The sequence below is a fragment of the Bacteroides sp. L10-4 genome (assembly GCF_013373675.1).
Taxonomy (GTDB): domain Bacteria; phylum Bacteroidota; class Bacteroidia; order Bacteroidales; family Bacteroidaceae; genus Bacteroides; species Bacteroides muris.
On sequence record NZ_JABXJH010000001.1, the window covers coordinates 1 to 19,534 of the forward strand.

Sequence of the window (19,534 nt, forward strand, 5' to 3'; positions counted from 1 at the left end):
ATAAGCTTGGCACAACCCATCACTGGAGATGCACCTTATAGTAGGCTACCGCTGACGGAACAGCGGGTTAAATCATGCAACTAATATCACTGTTTAACAATCAATTACGCGACTTTACAGGTCACACCCACGTTTTATTGAGGTTGAGCATTATTGTGTAGGCACTCTCATAGGCATCCGTAATATCTTCCATAAAATCCGGGTGAATGGGATTGCACCGATGAGAGCGTCGCGGGTCGTCGAAGTTGATCACATAGAACTTCGGCTTTACCTTGTAGCCGTCCGGGTGGTTCAGCAAATGGTTGTAGGCAATAGTAGATAGGTCGGGATACTTGAAATCGTAGATGTATTGACTAAAGCCCTTTTCAATCTGTTGCTTGATAAAATTGTTTACCACGGCATAGGACTTGCCGCTGCCCGGCGTACCCAACACGATGGACGCACGGAAGGGATTAACTACATTGATCCAACCGTTGTTCCAGCGTTTCCTGTAATAGAAACGTGTCGGCAGATTGACCGAATACTCGCTTTCGATAAGCCTCGTTTCCTGCATGAAACTCTCGTTCTCGTTGTTGAAAACATCCTCCATCAAATTGTGTTTCAACAGGCGGCTCATCCACAGACCACCCATCAACAGGCAGACATAGCCCGTTCCAATGGTAAGGACATACAGTCCCGTCACCGCTTCAAGCGGCAGCGGCAGGGGCAGCAACCACCAGTTCAGGAAAAACAGCACGAACCCGACGGCAAATGCTGTCCAGATTCTCCCCCAAGTGATTTTCTCACCCTTGACACCCTTCGTACCCAGACAGGACAAGGCAAGCAAAAGGACGGAAAACAGCTTCGTGTAGAGAATGGAATGGAACAGCCCCGCCGTGCGGTCGAAGTTCAGAAGGATTTTGTCCACCACGCCGATGTTCACGCCCCACAGCCGGATGGCTTCGTAGCAGAACCAGTACACGTTCATGACCACTAAAATGATACTCACGGCACGCAGAAAATCCATGATTTTCGCCAATGCCCTCAAATCGTCTTCTTGTTGTGACATACATTGATTTTTTAATTGTTGATACTCTGATTACATACCCAAGCCCTTGCGTTTTTTCTTCTTTTTGCGCTTCATCGCCCGGATGAAAGCCTCTTCCTCGGCATCTACCGCCGGACCTTCGGGAGTGAGCAAGCCCATACCGCCCGATATATCTTCACTGTCGTAGGCGGTCTGCCCGTGTGCCTTGTCCGCAGCATCCACAGGGATGGATAGCGGTATCGGCGGTTGTCCGGCGTATGGCAGGGTGAAGTGTTCCTGCAAGGCATTCGCCGAAAGCTCCTTACCCATGCGCGAACCGTTCAGCACGCATCCCGTGCGGTGGTCGATGAAGGTAGCCCCATAGATGCGCCCTTCCTCTGTGTAGCGCAGTACGGTGTCGATGCCCTTCTCTTTGAGTTGGGATACAAATTTGTCCTTGTCATAAGTGCCTTGCAGCACGGAAAGGACGGTGCGTTTCGTCATGTCTGCCAGTTTCCTATCCTTGATTTCCGATTTGGAACGGACAAACTTCTTCTGTACGGCTTCATAGCCTGCGGACTTCCCGAAAAGCGAGGATTTGAACGGGTTGCCCACCTTGTTACCCTTGTCGTCCGTGACGGAATAGACCAGCCCGTGATACTCCCGTCCGCGCACGTTGCCCCTCGCTTCCTCCACCGTCATATTATATAAGGAAAGGAGCGCACGGTATTCGCCCATCGTCTGGAAACGGTACTGCCCATTCAGAGCCTTCACGGTGTTGCCTACCTGCTTCTTCACATCACCTGCCGATGCGGCCACCTTGCGCAACGGATTATCCAATCTCTGATTTTTACGTTCTGCCGGATGCAATCCGTACTTCTGTTCCAGTTCCCTGCGGATACGGTCGCTGCGGCGGTAGAGAAAATCCCGGTTGAGCCTTTTCCCGTTCTCGTCCACGTTGACCGTCACGATGTGCAGGTGGTGGCGGTCGATGTCCTCGTGCTTGAATACAAGATAAGGCTGGTTTCCGAAACCGAGTTTTTCCAGATACTCGCGGGCGATATTCTGCAACTCAATATCGGTCAGCACATCCTCCGGGTGCGGGTTGAGAGAGATATGCACCACCGGCTTCTCGATCTTCATCTGCGGTGGCAGGAAGGTGAGAAAACCCTCCATCGCCTTGCCTATGTCCACCGTTCCCGAACCGTCATTGTAGATGCGGTTGGTGGTGAGAAGCCGCCCCTGCGCCTCGTTAATCTTCTCCCCGTTGTAGGCAATCGCGCCGTACAACGAACTTCCTACACTGATTTTTGCGACCATTTTGCCTCCATTTCCCTTGAAAGTTCCACAATCCGGCGGCTCAGTTTCACGAGTTCGACGGTGTGTTGCTCTAATTTGTAGAGCAACGCCATCGCCTTTTTCTCTGAAAAATGCAGCCTCAGTTCCTTCACGACTTGGTTGTAATTCGTACCCACGGCACGGAATTGTGCATGAAAATCCGACAGTTTGGTGTAATAGTCCACCAACGTCTTGTCCACCTTCAGCACCTTGAACGGTTGCCCGAAGAAGTGCGCTTTGAGGAAAACAGACCGTGCATAGACACCCGATTTTCCGAACATGGCGAGGAAACGGTTGTGTTCCTCCTCGTTGAAACGGACGGTGTACCGGTACACCGCCGGATCAAGTTTGGGATTTCTCCCTGATTTGCTTTTCCTTTTCTCTTTCATATTACTTTGGATTTAGCGGATTGACGGCATAAGCCGCCGCTTCGGATTACAGCACCGCAGTTCTGAAAGGCTTCCCGACTTCGGAGGGAAAGCCCGCCCCCTGCAAGGGCAAGTGCTTTTCGTGGCTGCTCAAAATATTTTGAGCGGCTGAAAAGACATCTTGCTATGTTCAGGTGAACATAAAAATCCGTCAGGGGACGGATTGGGAAAATACCTTTCAGGACTCCGGGCCGCGCGTCATCGGCGAACCCTGCTGTCCGGGTGCAAAGTTACGCCCTTAAAGCGGTATCGGACAGATGCTTGACCCGGTCAATGACTGCCAACCGGCGCAACGTGCCGCCACTTGCCGGAGAAGTGATACAGGTTCCAAAATATACTTGTTTATTTGCAGCATGATTCAAGAAACGAACGATTTGAAGATATGATAAACGGAACATTCAAATACCCGGAAATCCGCTTCTTCGGATACTTGCCGAAACGGATACCCGAACCGTCGGAAACCCGGTTCTCCGACAATTCGGTGACGTATGGATTCAATGACTTCATGACGCAATGTCGTCAATCACCATTTGTCCGACGCACCGCTTCACCACAGAACCGGATACGCGACGACCCGCCTGCGTGTGTAGTCACGGAAGCGGATGGTGCGACAGCCAAATCCGTATGGAAACAGAAAAACAAATCATCAACAATTAAAATAAATGGAACTATGAGTAAGGAAATCTTCGTTGCATTCGCAACACAGAAAGGTGGCATCGGCAAATCCACTGTCACGGCACTTGCCGCCAGCTACCTGCACAACGTGAAAGGCTACAATGTCGCCGTCGTGGACTGCGACGACCCGCAGCACAGCATCCACGGGCTGCGCGAACACGAAATGGGGCTTATCGACAGCAGCACCTACTTCAAGGCTCTCGCTTGCGACCATTTCCGCCGGATCAAAAAGAACGCCTACACCATCGTCAAAAGCAATGCGGTGAACGCCCTCGACGATGCCGAGAGGATGATTGCCACTGAGGACGTGAAACCCGACGTGGTGTTCTTCGACATGCCCGGCACACTCCGAAGCAACGGCGTGATAAAGACGCTCTCGCAGATGGACTACATTTTCACTCCGCTGAGTGCCGACCGCTTTGTCGTGGAGAGTACCCTGAAATTCGTCACGATGTTCCGCGACAGGCTGATGACTACCGGACAGGCGAAAACAAAGGGGCTGCATCTGTTCTGGACGATGGTGGACGGCAGGGAGAGGAACGACTTGTACGGCATCTACGAGGAAGTGATAGCCGAAATGGGCTTTCCGGTACTTTCCACCCGCTTGCCCGACAGCAAGAAGTTCCGCCGTGACCTTTCGGAAGAGCGCAAGAGCGTTTTCCGCTCCACCATCTTCCCGATGGACACGGCACTGCTGAAAGGGAGTGGCATCCGGGAGTTTTCCGAAGAGATAAGCGACATCATCAGACCGCAGTGAGCATGGGCAGCAGGAAAGTGAACACGGAAGGCATCGACGAGGAACTGCTGTTAGCCTCCATCGGGCGGCGCACACAGGACGGGACACTGCGCCCCGCACAGGAAGTACCCGCAGCTGCACCGACCGAAGAGGACACCGCCGCACCGGAACCATCTCCTGTGCAACCCGTAACACGGGAAAAAGCGCAGAGGGAAAGTGGACGCCGGAAAAGGCAGGACGAGGACTACAACGAGCTATTCCTGCGCCGCAACGAGATAAAGACCCGCCAATGTGTCTATATCAGCCGTGACGTCCACGGCAAGATCCTCAGAATCGTGAACGACATCGCCGGAGGGGAAATCTCAGTAGGCGGATATGTGGATACCGTGCTGCGCCAGCATCTGGAACAGCACAAGGAGAGAATCAACGAACTGTACAAGAAACAACGTGAAGATCTGATTTGAAAATGGAAAAAGAAATGACACCGAATGAAAAAAGACCACAGCAAGACTGCGGAGGTATGTTTACCCAAGTGCAGGCGAGTGTGGAAATACTGTCGCCTGTCCCGGTAAGCGGCAAATGCAGTGAGAAGGACTATGAACGCCTGTTCATCCGCGACCCGGAAGTAAAGGCACGTGAGGGGAAGATGGCGTATGTGCGCCCGGAGTACCACGAGCGTATCATGCGTATCACCCGTGTAATCGGGCATGACCGGCTTACGCTGTCCGCTTACATCGACCATGTGCTGACGCACCACTTCAACCAGTGCGAAGATGCGATAAAGAGCCTTTATGCCCGAAATTACAATTCAGTATTCTAACCAAAAACGGAAGGATATGAATTACACAATCAGCATGACAGACATTCTGCTGGCGGTATCGGTCGGCTGCAACCTCTGGTTCCTGTTCCTGCTCCTTTACGAGCGCATCATGGACACGCGGATTGTCCGCTTCTTCAAGGGCATTGTCGGATTATGGCGGTCACTGGACGGGAATGAGGCTAAACGCATAGCGGCACACGAGGAAGTCCCTGCGGAAAAGGCGGACATCATCGGCAAGAGCCGTTTCAGGATGGCATCCACCCGGACAACCGCTGCCATACCGACGCAAGAAGCCGCCACTATTGAAAAAGGCATTGAGCTGTCGGAGGAAGAGGCTACTTTTGACGACGGAAAAACGGGAAACGCATCCCGCCCGGCACAAGTCCCGGAGGAAAAACTCGATGAGACCTTCACGAGCATACCGCCGGAGGAACTGGGATACGGGGACGACGAACCGGAAGAGGACGCCTCGGACACGCCACGGGCTTCGGGCAGCAGCTTTGACGAGATTGACGACGCCTGCAAGACCGCCAAAAACCCGGACGCGACACAGGCGGAACGTGAAAAGGCGGCTAAGGTGTTCACCGACATGGAGGGCACGGAGTTGTACGAGAAAATGATGGAAGGCTCTTCGGAGATAGGCATCCGCATCAAGGGGCTTATCGAGATTCGGCTGAAGAAATCTGAAAAGGAGTTCGTCGTGCCGGACAACATCGAGGAGTTCGACATTCGCAACTATGTATGACAACAATAAAAGAAATGAACATGAAAGAATGACATCAACCCACGCGGCGAGGAAACGCAAGGCGCATCCCCATCCGCAACGGACACGCCCACGTCCGTGGAAACAAACGGGCATCCACTAAAACCAAAGTAAAGAAACAAAGTATCAACCGCCCGACAAAGGACCATCCACCCTTTTGACGGCAAAAAACAAGAACAGTTTATGAACAAGAACATCTTGAAAAACAGAAAAGCAATCCTCTCCGCGGCACTTGTCATCGCCGCAACCGCCTCCGCCTTCGCGCAGGGAAACGGCATGGCGGGCATCAACGAAGCCACCTCTATGGTGAGTTCTTATTTCGACCCCGGAACTAAACTGATATACGCCATCGGTGCAGTCGTCGGGCTTATCGGGGGCGTAAAAGTGTACGGCAAGTTTTCATCGGGCGACCCCGACACCAGCAAGACAGCCGCCTCGTGGTTCGGCGCGTGCATCTTCCTGATTGTTGCCGCCACCATCCTGCGCTCATTCTTCCTTTAATAAATAATGTATGGCTGAATACCCAATCAACAAGGGTATCGGCCGTCCGGTAGAGTTCAAGGGCTTGAAGGCACAGTACCTCTTCATCTTCTGCGGAGGTCTGCTGGCTCTCTTCGTCCTGTTCGTCATCCTCTACATGGTCGGTATCGACCAGTGGATATGTATCGGCTTCGGCGCGGCATCGTCCTCCCTCCTTGTATGGCAGACCTTCGCGCTGAACGCCCGGTACGGTGAACACGGGCTGATGAAATTAGGAGCGGCACGGAGCCATCCCCGATACCTTATCAACCGGCGGCGGATAACCCGTCTGTTCAAACGACAACGAAAGGAAGAAAGACAATGAGGAATACATCGAAAATGACAACACTGGAAAACAGGTTCCCACTTTTAGCGGTGGAGCATGGCTGCATCATCTCAAAGGACGCCGACATCACGGTGGCTTTCGAGGTGGAACTACCGGAACTTTACACCGTGACGGGTGCGGAGTACGAGGCGATACACAGTTGCTGGTGCAAGGCTATCAAGGTGCTGCCGGACTACTCCGTCGTCCACAAACAGGACTGGTTCATCAAGGAACGCTACAAACCGGAGCTTCAGAAGGACGACATGAGCTTTTTAAGCCGCTCTTTCGAGCGTCACTTCAACGAGCGTCCGTACCTGAAACACACCTGCTACCTCTACCTGACCAAGACAACAAAGGAGCGTAACCGGATGCAGAGCAATTTCAGCACGCTGTGCCGGGGACATATCATCCCGAAGGAGCTGGACAGGGAAACCACGACCAAGTTCTTGGAAGCCTGCGAACAGTTCGAGCGCATCATGAACGACAGCGGGCTTGTCAGGCTGCGCCGCCTCTCCACCGATGAGATTGTGGGTACTGAGGGAAAGACGGGACTTATTGAACGCTACTTCTCGCTCATGCCGGAAGGTGACACCACCTTGCAGGACATCGAGCTTTCGGCAAGGGAGATGCGCATCGGCGACAACCGCCTGTGTCTGCACACCCTCTCCGACGCGGAAGACCTGCCGGGCAAGGTGGCTACCGACACCCGTTACGAGAAGCTCTCCACCGACCGGAGTGACTGCCGACTGTCATTCGCCTCCCCGGTGGGGCTTCTGCTCTCCTGCAACCATATCTACAACCAGTATGTGCTGATAGACAACAGTGAGGAAACCTTGCAGAAGTTCGAGAAGTCCGCCCGTAACATGCAGTCGCTATCTCGCTATTCAAGGAGCAACAGCATCAACCGCGAGTGGATAGACCAATACCTGAACGAAGCCCATTCCTACGGACTGACCTCGGTACGGGCACACTTCAACGTCATGGCGTGGAGCGACGATGCGGAGGAACTGAAGCATATCAAGAACGACGTGGGCAGCCAGTTGGCAAGCATGGAATGCGTGCCGCGCCACAACACCATCGACTGCCCGACACTCTACTGGGCGGCGATACCCGGCAATGCGGCGGACTTCCCGGCGGAAGAGAGTTTCCACACCTTCATCGAACAGGCGGTGTGCCTGTTCACAGAGGAAACCAACTACCGCAGCTCGCTCTCGCCCTTCGGCATCAAGATGGTGGACAGGCTCACGGGAAAACCGCTGCACCTTGACATCTCCGACCTGCCCATGAAGCGAGGTATCACGACCAACCGCAACAAGTTCGTGCTGGGTCCTTCGGGCAGCGGCAAGTCTTTCTTCATGAACCACCTCGTGCGCCAATATTATGAGCAAGGCGCACATGTGGTATTGGTGGACACGGGAAACTCCTATCAGGGCTTGTGCGGCATGATCCGACGCAAGACAGGCGGAGCGGACGGTGTGTATTTCACCTACACGGAAGATAAGCCCATCAGCTTCAACCCGTTCTACACCGACGATTACATCTTCGACGTGGAGAAGAAGGACAGCATCAAGACCCTGTTGCTGACGCTCTGGAAGTCGGAGGACGACAAGGTGACAAAGACGGAGAGCGGCGAGCTGGGCAGTGCCGTGAGTGCCTATATTGAGCGCATCCAATCCGACCGTAGCATCGTGCCGTCGTTCAACACCTTCTACGAGTATATGCGTGACGACTACCGCAAGGAACTGGCACAGCGTGACATCAAGGTGGAGAAGTCCGACTTCAACATCGACAACATGCTCACCACCATGCGGCAGTATTACCGGGGCGGGCGTTACGATTTCCTGCTCAACTCCACGGAGAACATCGACCTGCTCGGCAAGCGGTTCATCGTCTTCGAGATAGATTCGATTAAAGAAAACCGCGAACTGTTCCCCGTCGTGACCATCATCATCATGGAAGCCTTCATCAACAAGATGCGGCGGCTGAAAGGCGTGCGGAAACAGCTTATCGTGGAAGAGGCTTGGAAGGCCCTCTCATCGGCGAACATGGCTGAATATCTGCGCTATATGTATAAGACGGTCAGAAAATATTACGGCGAGGCAATCGTGGTGACGCAGGAGGTGGACGACATTATCAGTTCTCCGGTGGTCAAAGAGAGCATTATCAACAACTCGGATTGTAAAATCCTGCTTGACCAAAGGAAATATATGAACAAGTTCGACCAGATACAGGCGTTGCTCGGACTGACGGAAAAGGAGAAGTCGCAGATACTCTCCATCAACATGGCGAACAACCCTTCACGGCTCTACAAGGAGGTGTGGATAGGCTTGGGCGGCACGCAGTCGGCGGTCTATGCCACGGAGGTCAGCGCGGAAGAGTATCTGGCGTACACCACCGAGGAAACGGAAAAAGTGGAGGTTTACCGTCTGGCGGAGAAGCTGGGCGACGACATCGAAGCCGCCATCCGGCAGCTTGCCGAAAGGCGGAGAAACAAGGAATAACTAAAAAACAGAATGTATCAACCAAAAAAGAAAAACGCGTATGAATTTACCAAAAGTGAAAATGCTGCAAGTCAGCAAGTGCCTTATCGGATTGGCGGTCATGATGCTGCAATCCTGCGACGTGGCCGACAACCGCCGCGACATGCTGTGCGGGAACTGGGAGAGCGTGGAGGGAAAACCTGACGTGCTTATCTACAAGGAGGGCGAAGCCTACAAAGTGACGGTGTTCCGTCGTAGCGGTCTGCGCCGCAAGCTCAAGCCGGAAACCTATCTCTTGCAGGAGGAGAACGGCAACCTGTTCATGAACACCGGCTTCCGCATCGACGTGTCCTACAACGAGGCCACGGATGTGCTGACTTTCTCGCCAAACGGGGACTATGTGCGGGTGAAGCCGCAGCCGGGACATCCGACCGAAGAATAACAACCACTAAAATCCAAAGTAACATGAGAACAAGAATAACAATGATTATCTGCCTGTGCCTGCTTTTCGCGGGCAGGGCAAGCGCACAGTGGGTCGTAAGCGATCCGGGCAATCTAGCGCAGGGCATCATCAATGCCTCCAAAAACATCATCCATACCTCCAAGACCGCCACGAACATGGTGAGCAACTTTCAGGAGACGGTGAAAATCTATCAGCAGGGCAAGAAGTATTACGATGCCCTCAAATCGGTGAACAATCTGGTCAAGGACGCCCGCAAGGTGCAGCAGACCATCCTGATGGTGGGCGACATCACAGACATCTATGTGAACAGTTTCCAACGGATGCTCCGTGACGGGAATTTCAGACCCGAAGAGCTTTCCGCAATCGCTTTCGGCTACACGAAACTGCTGGAGGAAAGCAACGAAGTGTTGACGGAACTCAGGAACGTGGTGAACATCACCACGCTCTCCATGACCGACAAGGAGCGCATGGACGTGGTGGAACGCTGCCACTCGAAGATGAAGCGTTACCGCAACCTCGTGAGCTACTACACGAACAAGAACATCTCCGTGAGTTACCTGCGTGCGAAAAAGAAGAACGACCTCGACCGCATCATGGGGCTGTACGGGAACATGAACGAAAGATACTGGTAGCCTATGAAGTTCGACAACCTTCATCAGATTTTACGTTCACTTTATGAGCAGATGATGCCGCTGTGTGGGGACATAGCTGGTGTGGCGAAAGGCATCGCCGGGCTGGGTGCGCTGTTCTACGTCGCCTACCGGGTATGGCAGTCGCTGGCGAGAGCTGAACCGATAGACGTATTCCCGATGCTCCGTCCTTTTGCCATCGGTCTGTGCATCATGTTCTTCCCGACTGTGGTGCTGGGCACGATAAACAGCATCCTCTCACCCGTCGTACAGGGCACGGCAAAGATGCTGGAGGCGGAAACGCTGGACATGAACCGATACCGGGAGCAGAAGGACAAACTGGAATACGAGGCGATGGTACGCAACCCCGAAACCGCCTACCTCGTGTCCAACGAGGAATTTGACAAGCAACTGGAGGAACTCGGCTGGTCGCCCTCCGACATGGTGACGATGGCGGGAATGTATATCGACCGGGGAATGTACAACATGAAGAAGAGCATCCGCGACTTCTTCCGCGAGATACTCGAACTGCTGTTCCAAGCCGCCGCCCTCGTGATAGACACCGTCCGCACCTTCTTTCTCGTGGTGCTGGCGATTCTCGGTCCGATAGCCTTCGCCCTGTCGGTATGGGACGGTTTCCAAAACACGCTCACGCAGTGGATATGCCGCTATATACAGGTCTATCTGTGGCTACCGGTATCGGACATGTTCAGCACCATACTGGCGAAGATACAGGTTCTGATGCTGCAAAACGACATCGAGCGGATGCAGGCAGACCCGAACTTCTCGCTGGATTCGAGCGACGGGGTGTATATCGTATTCCTCTGCATCGGCATCATCGGCTACTTTACCATTCCCACCGTTGCGGGCTGGATTATCCAAGCCGGAGGCATGGGCGGTTACGGTCGCAACGTGAACCAGATGGCGGGACGAGCCGGAAGCATGGCGGGCAGCGTGGCGGGTGCAGCCGCAGGAAACGCAGTCGGACGTGTCGGCAAATTGCTGAAATAATCAATGTGCAATCATAAATTGGAAAATATAAATGGAATTCAAATCACTTAGAAACATCGAATCGTCGTTCAGGCAGATACGCCTGTTCGGTATCGTCTTCCTCTCGCTGTGCGCCGTGGTGACGGTGTGGAGCGTGTGGAACTCCTACCGTTTCGCAGAGAAGCAACGGGAGAAAATCTATGTGCTGGACAACGGCAAGAGCCTGATGCTCGCCTTGTCTCAGGATTTGTCGCAGAACCGCCCGGCGGAGGCACGGGAACATGTGCGCCGTTTCCACGAGATGTTCTTCACGCTATCACCTGAAAAAAGCGCGATTGAACACAACGTGAAACGTGCCTTGCTGCTGGCGGACAAGAGCGTGTACCACTATTATTCGGACTTCGCGGAGAAGGGGTACTACAACCGCATCATCGCCGGGAACATCAACCAAGTGCTGAAGGTGGACAGCGTGGTGTGCGACTTCAACGCCTATCCCTACCGTGCCGTGACCTACGCCACACAGAAAATCATCCGGCAGAGCAACGTCACCGAGCGCAGCCTCGTGACCACCTGCCGCCTGCTGAACGCATCGCGGTCGGATGACAACCCGAACGGTTTTACCATCGAGGGTTTCACCATCATTGAGAACAAGGATTTACAGACTATCAAACGGTAACAGGACATGAAAAGTATCAGAAAATCAATGTGGGGCATGTATTGGAAACTCCACGACAAACGGAAACGCTTGGCGGCAAGTCTCAAAGGGTATCTGGACGGCTTGCCGCCGGAAACACGCCGCCGCATCGTGCTGGGGATGTTCGCCGCCTTCGCGGTGCTTGCCCTTTACACCTTCGGCAGAGCCGTCTATGACATCGGCAGGAACGACGGCTCACATATGGAAACGGGACACGCCGGACGGGTGGAACTGCCGACCCCGGCGGAAACAGGCAATCACTTAACACCTTATTTATATGGAACAGACAAAGAATGAACCGACGAAAGAGAACAAAGCTGCTCCCGAAACGGGGAAACCGAAAAAGGAGCGCGAACCGCTGACAGAGGCGCAACGGCTGAAACGGCAGAAGATGATCGTGCTGCCCGCTATGGTGTTGGTGTTCATCGGGGCGATGTGGCTGATATTCGCCCCGTCCTCCGGCAAGGAGCAACCGCCGGGAACGGACGGATACAACACCGAGATGCCCGACGCTGACAAGGCGAACCGGCAGATTATCGGCGACAAGCTGAAAGCCTACGAGCATGGGGAGATGGAAGAGCGTCAGGAGAGCCGCAACCGTGCCATCGGGCAGCTGGGCGACATGTTCGACCGCGAGATAGCGGGAACGGAGAACGGAGTGGACTTCGACCTCGCCAATCCGGGCGGCAAGGAAGAAAGGGCAAAGCCAGCCACGCCGCAGACCATCCAGTCCTCCGCAGCCGCCTACCGTGACCTGAACGCCACGCTCGGAAACTTCTACGACCAGCCGAAAAACGACAATGCGGAGATGGACGAATTGTTGGAGCGCATCGCATCGCTGGAGTCGGAACTGGAAAGCGAGAGGGGCAAGGCTTCCTCTATGGACGAGCAGGTGGCTCTTATGGAGAAGTCCTACGAGCTGGCGGCAAAGTACATGGGCGGTCAGAACGGAGGACAGCCATCGGCGGAACAGAGGGCAGAGCCAACTACCGTGCAGAAAGGGAAGAAGAACAAGGCAATGCCTATCAGACAGGTGGAGCATCAAGTAGTTTCTTCACTCTCACAGCCTATGAGTAACGCGGAGTTTGTCGCCGCCTTATCGCAGGAACGCAACCGGGGTTTCAACACGGCTGTCGGCACGGCGGAGGTATTGGACAGGAACACCATACCGGCGTGCGTGCATGGGGCGCAGAGCGTGACGGACGGGCAGACGGTAAGGCTGCGCCTGCTGGAGCCTATGGCGGTGGCAGGCAGGACAATACCCCGGGGTGCGGTGGTGGTCGGCACGGGCAAGATACAGGGTGAGCGGCTCGACATCGAGATTACCTCGCTGGAATACGACGGCACGATTATCCCCGTGGAGCTTGCGGTCTATGACACGGACGGACAGCCCGGCATCTTCATCCCGAACTCGATGGAGATGAACGCCGTCCGGGAGGTCGCCGCCAACATGGGCGGCTCGCTGGGAAGCAGCATCAACATCTCCACCAATGCCGGGGCGCAGCTCGCCTCCGACTTGGGCAAGGGGCTGATACAAGGCACGAGCCAGTACATCGCCAAAAAGATGCGAACCGTCAAGGTGCATCTGAAAGCCGGGTACAGGGTCATGCTTTACCAAGAAAAATATTGAAAACAATAAAAATTACCACTAAAATCCAAAAGTAATGAGAAAAGTAATCATCATGTTTGCCCTCGCTATGGGCATCATAACTGCCAACGCGCAGGAGAATGTAACCGTTGAAACGACCAACGGAAGTGAACAACCGACCTTGACGAAGGAGGTCTATCCGCAGAAGGAGGCGGACGGCGACCTATATCACGGGCTGTCACGCAAGCTGACCTTCGACCGCATGATACCGCCGCACGGTCTGGAAGTGACCTACGACAAGACCGTCCACGTCATTTTTCCGGCGGAGGTGCGCTATGTCGATTTAGGCTCGCCCGACCTGATTGCCGGGAAAGCCGACGGAGCGGAGAACATCATCCGTGTGAAGGCTACCGTAAGGAATTTTCCCAACGAAACGAATATGTCCGTCATCACGGAGGACGGCAGTTTCTACACCTTCAGTGCGCCCATAATAGGGGCTTGATAATAATCACACTGGCAAGTGATTAGGTTAGTATTCCAATTAAGAAACCTATCCCAAACCGACTTATCCGAATGGGAAACCAAACGGGGAGTGAAGCATGTCGGTAACGCGATAAGTCAGTTAATAGCTAAACTGCGACTGAATTGCTATTGGGAAAAGACAGACATAAGGATGAAGCCTGATTGGTTGAACAATAGTCCTATGACTTATGTAGAGGTGGCAACGGAAAGCAGTTACATACGTTGCCTCGCAGTACCCACGCTTATTGAACGGAGTGATGGGCAAGGAATTTACTGCGACATATCCGACAGAAAACGGAAAAGGATGTACGTTGCATCCGATAGTCTGTCAAGCCAAGTTATCAAGTCCACTAAATGGGGATTGCCTACACGGAGATGCCGAAAGGCTATGAGCGCAGGCTCTGAAAACTCCGCATGGCAACGGAGTTCCCGTAGTAGTCTGAGCGTGGGAAAGCCACGTACATGGCGAAGGGGAACAGCTTGGTAATCTTAATATAGTCAAATGATAACGTGTGAGACGTATGAGAAATCCAGAGACCATATTAAACAGTTTATCTGCACATAGTAAAGATGTGCATTACAAGTATGAAAGGTTGTACCGCATCCTATTCAATGAACAGATGTTTTATGTAGCCTATCAGCGGATATATGCAAAACCCGGTAACATGACACCTGGCTCAGACGATAAAACCATTGACGGAATGAGTATTGAAAGAATAGGACATCTGATAGCTACGCTAAAGGATGAAAGCTACATGCCAACACCAGCCCGAAGAGTCTATATTCCCAAAAAGAATGGGAAGAAAAGACCATTAGGCATACCATCAATCGAAGATAAGATGGTACAAGAGGTCGTCAGACTTATTCTTGAAGCTATTTACGAAGGACATTTCGAGGATACTTCGCATGGATTCAGACCAAGAAGAAGCTGTCAGACAGCCTTGCGTTCCATCCGAAATCTCTTCACTGGTGCAAACTGGTTCATTGAAGGAGACATCAAAGGGTTCTTCGACAACATCGACCACCATATTTTGATTGACACTCTTCGTGAGCGTATATCAGACGAAAGATTTATTCGACTGATATGGAAATTCCTTAAGGCTGGTTATATTGAAGATTTTACATTTCACAACACGTATTCGGGAACACCACAAGGAGGAATTATAAGCCCCATTCTGGCTAATGTTTACCTTGATAAGTTCGATAAGTACATGCGTGAGTATGCTGAATCCTTCGATAAAGGCAAGAAAAGGCGGGAAAACCCACTCCACGCAAAATATAGTCGAAAGGCTATAAGGTTACGCAAGGCTATCAGAAACGCCACAGATGAGGACATCAAAAGAGAATTGCTTTCCCAACTGAAAGTTGCGGAAGCAATGACTCGCAATACATCAGCGTCAATGGCTATGGATAGCAATTACAAGAGACTCAAATATATCAGATATGCCGATGATTTTCTAATCGGTGTAATTGGTAGCAAGGACGATTGTGTAAAGATGAAAAAGGATTTTACAACCTTCATGAGAGACAAGCTAAAACTTGAACTATCTGAAGAAAAGACTCTTATCACAAATGCACAGGACTCAGCAAAGTTTCTTGGGTATGAAATCTCTATCAGAAAATCCGAAGCCATGAAGCGAAATAAGCTGGGTTGGTTGAAGAGACCGTTTAGCGGACGCATAATGCTTACTCTGCCCATTGCCACCGTCCAAAAGAAATTATTGGAACTGAAGGCTATGGAACTTAGGGTAATCAATGGAAAGGAAATTTGGTATGCCATGCCACGCAATTACCTAACCAAGGAAGACCCTGCAACAATCTGCGCACGCTATACAACTGAAATTAGAGGTTTGTACCAATATTATAGAATTGCGGACAACATCTCTTATGCAGGAAGTAAATTCGGTTACATAATGCGATATAGTTTCTGCAAGACCTTAGCAAAGAAATTAAATTCATCTACTGCCAAGGTAATACGAAAGTACAGGAGAGACCATGATTTGGCAATTCCTTATCAAGAAAAGAAAGGGGAAACCAAGTTCCGAATATTCTATAACGATGGATTTGCGAGGCAAGAACCAAACAAAGACGCAACTTGCGATAATTTACCAAATACATTTGTACTTCCGTTTCCTACTCTCGCAGAGAGACTTATGGAACACAAATGTGAACTGTGTGGAGCAACCAATGTCAAGACCGTAATGTATCAGGTTCGTAAACTCAAAGGGATACCCCTCAACACTGAGTGGCACCGAATAATGATTAAGAAATGGCGCAAGACATTGGCGGTATGTGAACATTGTAATGCCAAAATTCATGAACATGACAAATAAACTGATATTACCAGTGGAGAGCCGTATGCAGGGAGACCTGCACGTACGGTTCGGGGGCAGGTTATGGGAAACCTACCACCGAAAGGTGGCAAGGCGTCCATTACCGAGCCTACACGTGAAGTACGCCGCCGAACCGCTGTTGCTCAACGTGGAGATGTGCGACTTCATCCATGACGGCAGCACGGTGAACCGCCCGAACAACGCGCAGGAAATCTATCTGAAAGAGCTGGGCAGCGAAAGCCCGATGCTGGTGCGCCTTATCATGAAGTCCATCCACAAACAGAACAAGCGCGAGGTGAAGCATATCGGCTGCAAGCGTTTCGGCATCCAATACCTGTTGAAAGGCATCTACACGCACAACGGCTTGCTTTATTTCCACACGGAGATAAAGAACCAGAGCAACGTGCCTTTCGATGTGGACTACATCACTTGGAAAATCGTGGACAAGAAGGTTGCGAAGCGTACTGCCGTGCAGGAGCAGATTATTCTGCCGCTCCGCGCGCAGAACTACGCCACCCTCGTGCCGGGCAAAAAGAGCGAGCGCACGGTCTTCACGATGGCGAAGTTCACCATCCCCGATGACAAGTGCCTCGTGGTGGAATTGAACGAGAAGAACGGCGGCCGTCACCAGTCCTTCGTGATTGAGAACGAGGATTTGGTACGCGCGGGTACCATCAACGAACTTCAAGTACGCTGACCATGAGAAAGTACATCGCAATAATCATCGCGTCGCTTGCCCTTTTTACAGGGCAGGCGCACGCCCAGCGGTGTCTGCCGAAGATGCAGGGCATCGAGGTGAGGGCGGACATGGCGGACGGCTTCAATCTCGGCGGCAAGGACGGCGGGTACAGCTTCGGGGCGGCTCTCTCCACCTACACGAAGAAGGGGAACAAGTGGGTGTTCGGTGGCGAATACCTGTTGAAGAACAATCCCTACAAGGACACCAAGATACCCGTGGCGCAGTTCACGGCGGAGGGCGGCTATTACTTCAAGATACTGTCGGACGCCCGAAAGATTGTTTTCGTCTATGCCGGGGCTTCGGCTCTCGCCGGATATGAGGCGGTAAATTGGGGGAAGAAGGTGCTGCATGACGGCTCCACGCTGCACGACCGGGACGCCTTCATCTACGGCGGTGCGCTGACGCTCGATGTGGAGTGTTACGTGGCAGACCGTATCGCCCTGCTTGCCAACCTGCGGGAGCGTTGCCTTTGGGGTGGCGACACACGGAAGTTCCACACGCAGTTCGGGGTCGGTATCAAGTTCATCATCAACTGACACGGGCATGGAAAGGACGGAAATAGATGCTGTCAGAAGGATGCCGCTTGCGGATTTTCTCGCACGGCTGGGGCATGAGCCTGTCAGGAGGAGCGGTAACGAGCTGTGGTATCTTGCCCCGTACAGGGGCGAGCGCACATCCTCTTTCCGTGTGAACGTGGCGAAACAGCTCTGGTACGACTTCGGTTTGGGCAAGGGCGGCGACATCTTCACGCTTGCCGGGGAGTTTCTGCAAAGCGATGACTTCATGAAGCAAGCGAAGTTCATAGCGGAAGCCGCCAATATGACGGTTGCCGGATGGGAAAAGCCCGTCTATCTCTCGAAGCCGACCGAATCCGTTTTTGAGGATGTGGAGGTCGCTCCGCTGCTCCGCTCACTGCTGACGGAGTATTTAGAGGAACGGGGCATCCCTTACGCCATCGCATCCCGTCACTGCTGCCGCTTGAACTACGGTGTGCGTGGGAAACGGTATTTTGCCGTTGGCTTTCCGAACATGGCAGGTGGCTATGAAGTCAGAAGCCGATATTTCAAGGGTTGCATACCTCCGAAGTCTGTATCACTGGTAAAGGCGAATGACATCCCGGCTGACGAGTGCCTCGTGTTCGAGGGCTTCATGGACTTTCTCTCTGCCGTGACGCTTGGTGTAACCGGTAACGCTGACTGTCTTGTGCTGAACTCAGTCGCCAACGTGGAGAAGGCGGCGGGATTGCTGGACGGATACGGGCGCATCGGCTGCTTCCTCGACCGTGACGAAGCCGGACGGCGGACGCTTGCCGCACTTACCATGCGATACGGGGAACGTGTCACCGACCGTTCCTCCCTCTATGACGGTTGCAAGGACTTGAACGAGTACCTGCAACTGACAACGAAAAAACAGAAAAACAACCATCTAAAAATCGAAGAACAATGAACATACTGAACAACAGAAACAAGAGAACATCAATATTCAAGGCAGTGGCGTTATGCCTGATAGCCGCCATGTCATTCACCCTCGTGTCATGTGACGATGACATGGACATCCAGCAGTCCTATCCCTTCACGGTGGAGGTCATGCCCGTGCCGAACAAGGTAGTAAAGGGGCAGACAGTGGAAATCCGCTGTGAACTGAAAAAGGAGGGCGACTTTTCGGGTACGCTCTATACCATCCGCTATTTCCAGTTCGAGGGGGAAGGCTCGCTCAAAATGGATAACGGCATCACCTTCCTGCCTAACGACCGCTACCTGCTGGAGAACGAAAAATTCCGCCTGTACTACACGGCGGCGGGTGATGAGGCGCATAATTTCATCGTGGTGGTGGAGGATAACTTTAGCAACTCCTACGAACTGGAATTTGACTTCAACAACAGGAATGTAAAGGACGACGATCTTACCATCGTTCCCATCGGCAACTTCAGCCCCTTGTTGAAATGATGCGTGTATTCATGACAATGCTCTGTTCACTTCTGACGGTCTGTTCTGTGTCCGCGCAGATCAGCCGCCAAGAGGGAACGGACGGGCAGGCGGCAATCTACCGACTGCCGCTTATGGAACGTGCTTTTTTATGCTGCCGCTACTTTGAAGGCTGGCACTCAGAAAAACACTACCCATACGTCGGTTGGGGTCACAAACTTTTGCCAAACGAGAAGTATTCGGCACGAACCATGACAAAACGGGATGCGGATGAACTTTTGCGGAAAGACCTGCGCAAATTTGTCGCCATGTTCCGTAAATTCGGGGTTGATTCGATTTTGCTTGGCACGTTAGCTTACAATGTGGGACCGGCGAAGCTGTTAGGCAGCAAAACAATCCCCAAAAGCACCTTAATCAAGAAGCTGGAAGCTGGTGACAGGAACATCTACCGTGAGTATATAGCCTTCTGCAACTACAAAGGAAAACGCCACGCCATGCTGCTCAAACGGAGAAAGGCGGAGTTTGCGCTGTTGTATATCCCATAAAAGGACTGACAAAACT

General features: G+C 52.6%; 21 protein-coding genes and 3 pseudogenes. 21 read left to right on the forward strand and 3 right to left on the reverse strand.

Annotated features, from left to right (window positions below):
• Nucleotides 1-124: 124 nt before the first annotated feature.
• From HU824_RS00005 to mobA, 3 genes and pseudogenes are all read right to left on the reverse strand, one after another.
• A pseudogene (locus HU824_RS00005) lies at nt 125-1,048 on the reverse strand (YWFCY domain-containing protein); the annotation flags it as partial.
• A gap of 30 nt (nt 1,049-1,078) precedes the next feature.
• Entirely contained in the window at nt 1,079-2,326 is a 1,248-nt protein-coding gene (gene mobB, locus HU824_RS00010; protein WP_004291483.1) for a conjugal transfer protein MobB, read from the reverse strand.
• A complete protein-coding gene (gene mobA / locus HU824_RS00015; protein WP_004291488.1) occupies nt 2,305-2,733 on the reverse strand; it encodes a conjugal transfer protein MobA in 429 nt (142 codons plus the stop codon). The genes mobB and mobA overlap by 22 nt, the downstream gene beginning before the upstream one ends.
• Before the next feature lie 421 nt (nt 2,734-3,154).
• Between mobA and HU824_RS00020 the strand changes: the two genes are divergently transcribed.
• From HU824_RS00020 to HU824_RS00120, 21 genes and pseudogenes are all read left to right on the forward strand, one after another.
• The gene (locus HU824_RS00020; RefSeq protein WP_004291492.1) at nt 3,155-4,204 is read left to right on the forward strand and encodes a ParA family protein; all 1,050 of its coding nucleotides are present in this window, start codon (nt 3,155-3,157) and stop codon (nt 4,202-4,204) included.
• A 2-nt stretch (nt 4,205-4,206) separates the two neighbouring features.
• Nucleotides 4,207-4,647: a DUF3408 domain-containing protein gene (locus HU824_RS00025; RefSeq protein WP_004291503.1), complete on the forward strand. Its 441-nt coding sequence runs from the start codon at nt 4,207-4,209 to the stop codon at nt 4,645-4,647.
• 2 nt (nt 4,648-4,649) lie between these two features.
• The gene (locus HU824_RS00030) at nt 4,650-5,003 is read left to right on the forward strand and encodes a DUF3408 domain-containing protein (protein ID WP_004291505.1); all 354 of its coding nucleotides are present in this window, start codon (nt 4,650-4,652) and stop codon (nt 5,001-5,003) included.
• 16 nt (nt 5,004-5,019) lie between these two features.
• On the forward strand, nt 5,020-5,748 hold the full coding sequence (locus HU824_RS00035) for a hypothetical protein (protein WP_004304280.1): 729 nt from the start codon (nt 5,020-5,022) through the stop codon (nt 5,746-5,748).
• Between the two features lie 201 nt (nt 5,749-5,949).
• The gene (locus HU824_RS00040) at nt 5,950-6,267 is read left to right on the forward strand and encodes a DUF4134 domain-containing protein (protein WP_176467690.1); all 318 of its coding nucleotides are present in this window, start codon (nt 5,950-5,952) and stop codon (nt 6,265-6,267) included.
• A 10-nt stretch (nt 6,268-6,277) separates the two neighbouring features.
• Nucleotides 6,278-6,610, forward strand: coding sequence for a DUF4133 domain-containing protein (locus tag HU824_RS00045; protein WP_004291514.1), 333 nt, complete (start codon nt 6,278-6,280; stop codon nt 6,608-6,610).
• A complete protein-coding gene (locus HU824_RS00050; protein WP_004291515.1) occupies nt 6,607-9,111 on the forward strand; it encodes a TraG family conjugative transposon ATPase in 2,505 nt (834 codons plus the stop codon). The genes HU824_RS00045 and HU824_RS00050 overlap by 4 nt, the downstream gene beginning before the upstream one ends.
• A gap of 40 nt (nt 9,112-9,151) precedes the next feature.
• The gene (locus HU824_RS00055; RefSeq protein WP_004291516.1) at nt 9,152-9,532 is read left to right on the forward strand and encodes a DUF3876 domain-containing protein; all 381 of its coding nucleotides are present in this window, start codon (nt 9,152-9,154) and stop codon (nt 9,530-9,532) included.
• 23 nt (nt 9,533-9,555) lie between these two features.
• Complete coding sequence (locus tag HU824_RS00060; protein ID WP_004304283.1) at nt 9,556-10,185, forward strand: DUF4141 domain-containing protein; 630 nt, start codon at nt 9,556-9,558, stop codon at nt 10,183-10,185.
• Between the two features lie 3 nt (nt 10,186-10,188).
• A complete protein-coding gene (traJ, locus tag HU824_RS00065; RefSeq protein WP_176467691.1) occupies nt 10,189-11,193 on the forward strand; it encodes a conjugative transposon protein TraJ in 1,005 nt (334 codons plus the stop codon).
• A 31-nt stretch (nt 11,194-11,224) separates the two neighbouring features.
• On the forward strand, nt 11,225-11,848 hold the full coding sequence (gene traK / locus HU824_RS00070; protein WP_004291519.1) for a conjugative transposon protein TraK: 624 nt from the start codon (nt 11,225-11,227) through the stop codon (nt 11,846-11,848).
• 6 nt (nt 11,849-11,854) lie between these two features.
• Complete coding sequence (locus HU824_RS00075; RefSeq protein ID WP_004291520.1) at nt 11,855-12,163, forward strand: TraL conjugative transposon family protein; 309 nt, start codon at nt 11,855-11,857, stop codon at nt 12,161-12,163.
• Nucleotides 12,144-13,496, forward strand: coding sequence for a conjugative transposon protein TraM (traM, locus tag HU824_RS00080; protein ID WP_004291521.1), 1,353 nt, complete (start codon nt 12,144-12,146; stop codon nt 13,494-13,496). Before HU824_RS00075 ends, traM begins: the two co-directional genes overlap by 20 nt.
• 34 nt (nt 13,497-13,530) lie before the next feature.
• A pseudogene (locus HU824_RS00085) lies at nt 13,531-13,935 on the forward strand (DUF4138 domain-containing protein); the annotation flags it as partial.
• A gap of 39 nt (nt 13,936-13,974) precedes the next feature.
• A complete protein-coding gene (locus HU824_RS00090; RefSeq protein ID WP_016270895.1) occupies nt 13,975-14,463 on the forward strand; it encodes a hypothetical protein in 489 nt (162 codons plus the stop codon).
• A gap of 34 nt (nt 14,464-14,497) precedes the next feature.
• Entirely contained in the window at nt 14,498-16,309 is a 1,812-nt protein-coding gene (locus tag HU824_RS00095; RefSeq protein WP_016270896.1) for a reverse transcriptase/maturase family protein, read from the forward strand.
• A 112-nt stretch (nt 16,310-16,421) separates the two neighbouring features.
• Nucleotides 16,422-17,006: pseudogene (gene traN, locus HU824_RS00100) on the forward strand (conjugative transposon protein TraN); the annotation flags it as partial.
• Nucleotides 17,007-17,008: 2 nt separating this feature from the next.
• Nucleotides 17,009-17,584, forward strand: coding sequence for a conjugal transfer protein TraO (locus HU824_RS00105; RefSeq protein WP_004291523.1), 576 nt, complete (start codon nt 17,009-17,011; stop codon nt 17,582-17,584).
• Between the two features lie 7 nt (nt 17,585-17,591).
• Nucleotides 17,592-18,494, forward strand: a complete 903-nt coding sequence (locus HU824_RS00110) for a toprim domain-containing protein (protein WP_004291524.1) — start codon at nt 17,592-17,594, stop codon at nt 18,492-18,494.
• Nucleotides 18,491-18,994: a DUF3872 domain-containing protein gene (locus tag HU824_RS00115; protein ID WP_004291525.1), complete on the forward strand. Its 504-nt coding sequence runs from the start codon at nt 18,491-18,493 to the stop codon at nt 18,992-18,994. Before HU824_RS00110 ends, HU824_RS00115 begins: the two co-directional genes overlap by 4 nt.
• Nucleotides 18,991-19,518, forward strand: a complete 528-nt coding sequence (locus HU824_RS00120) for a hypothetical protein (protein ID WP_004291526.1) — start codon at nt 18,991-18,993, stop codon at nt 19,516-19,518. The genes HU824_RS00115 and HU824_RS00120 overlap by 4 nt, the downstream gene beginning before the upstream one ends.
• Nucleotides 19,519-19,534: the final 16 nt, after the last annotated feature.

Excerpts from the sequence above, each read along its gene's own strand:
- HU824_RS00055 (WP_004291516.1), top strand. The coding sequence starts at position 9,152 with ATGAATTTACCAAAAGTGAAAATGCTGCAAGTCAGCAAGTGCCTTATC.
- HU824_RS00075 (WP_004291520.1), top strand. The coding sequence starts at position 11,855 with ATGAAAAGTATCAGAAAATCAATGTGGGGCATGTATTGGAAACTCCAC.
- HU824_RS00110 (WP_004291524.1), top strand. The coding sequence starts at position 17,592 with ATGGAAAGGACGGAAATAGATGCTGTCAGAAGGATGCCGCTTGCGGAT.
- traM (WP_004291521.1), top strand. The coding sequence starts at position 12,144 with ATGGAACAGACAAAGAATGAACCGACGAAAGAGAACAAAGCTGCTCCC.
- HU824_RS00105 (WP_004291523.1), top strand. The coding sequence starts at position 17,009 with ATGAGAAAGTACATCGCAATAATCATCGCGTCGCTTGCCCTTTTTACA.
- HU824_RS00120 (WP_004291526.1), top strand. The coding sequence starts at position 18,991 with ATGATGCGTGTATTCATGACAATGCTCTGTTCACTTCTGACGGTCTGT.
- HU824_RS00095 (WP_016270896.1), top strand. The coding sequence starts at position 14,498 with ATGAGAAATCCAGAGACCATATTAAACAGTTTATCTGCACATAGTAAA.
- traJ (WP_176467691.1), top strand. The coding sequence starts at position 10,189 with ATGAAGTTCGACAACCTTCATCAGATTTTACGTTCACTTTATGAGCAG.
- HU824_RS00030 (WP_004291505.1), top strand. The coding sequence starts at position 4,650 with ATGGAAAAAGAAATGACACCGAATGAAAAAAGACCACAGCAAGACTGC.
- HU824_RS00025 (WP_004291503.1), top strand. The coding sequence starts at position 4,207 with ATGGGCAGCAGGAAAGTGAACACGGAAGGCATCGACGAGGAACTGCTG.
- HU824_RS00035 (WP_004304280.1), top strand. The coding sequence starts at position 5,020 with ATGAATTACACAATCAGCATGACAGACATTCTGCTGGCGGTATCGGTC.
- HU824_RS00060 (WP_004304283.1), top strand. The coding sequence starts at position 9,556 with ATGAGAACAAGAATAACAATGATTATCTGCCTGTGCCTGCTTTTCGCG.
- mobA (WP_004291488.1), bottom strand. The coding sequence starts at position 2,733 with ATGAAAGAGAAAAGGAAAAGCAAATCAGGGAGAAATCCCAAACTTGAT.
- HU824_RS00115 (WP_004291525.1), top strand. The coding sequence starts at position 18,491 with ATGAACATACTGAACAACAGAAACAAGAGAACATCAATATTCAAGGCA.
- HU824_RS00045 (WP_004291514.1), top strand. The coding sequence starts at position 6,278 with ATGGCTGAATACCCAATCAACAAGGGTATCGGCCGTCCGGTAGAGTTC.
- HU824_RS00040 (WP_176467690.1), top strand. The coding sequence starts at position 5,950 with ATGAACAAGAACATCTTGAAAAACAGAAAAGCAATCCTCTCCGCGGCA.
- traK (WP_004291519.1), top strand. The coding sequence starts at position 11,225 with ATGGAATTCAAATCACTTAGAAACATCGAATCGTCGTTCAGGCAGATA.
- HU824_RS00020 (WP_004291492.1), top strand. The coding sequence starts at position 3,155 with ATGATAAACGGAACATTCAAATACCCGGAAATCCGCTTCTTCGGATAC.
- HU824_RS00050 (WP_004291515.1), top strand. The coding sequence starts at position 6,607 with ATGAGGAATACATCGAAAATGACAACACTGGAAAACAGGTTCCCACTT.
- mobB (WP_004291483.1), bottom strand. The coding sequence starts at position 2,326 with ATGGTCGCAAAAATCAGTGTAGGAAGTTCGTTGTACGGCGCGATTGCC.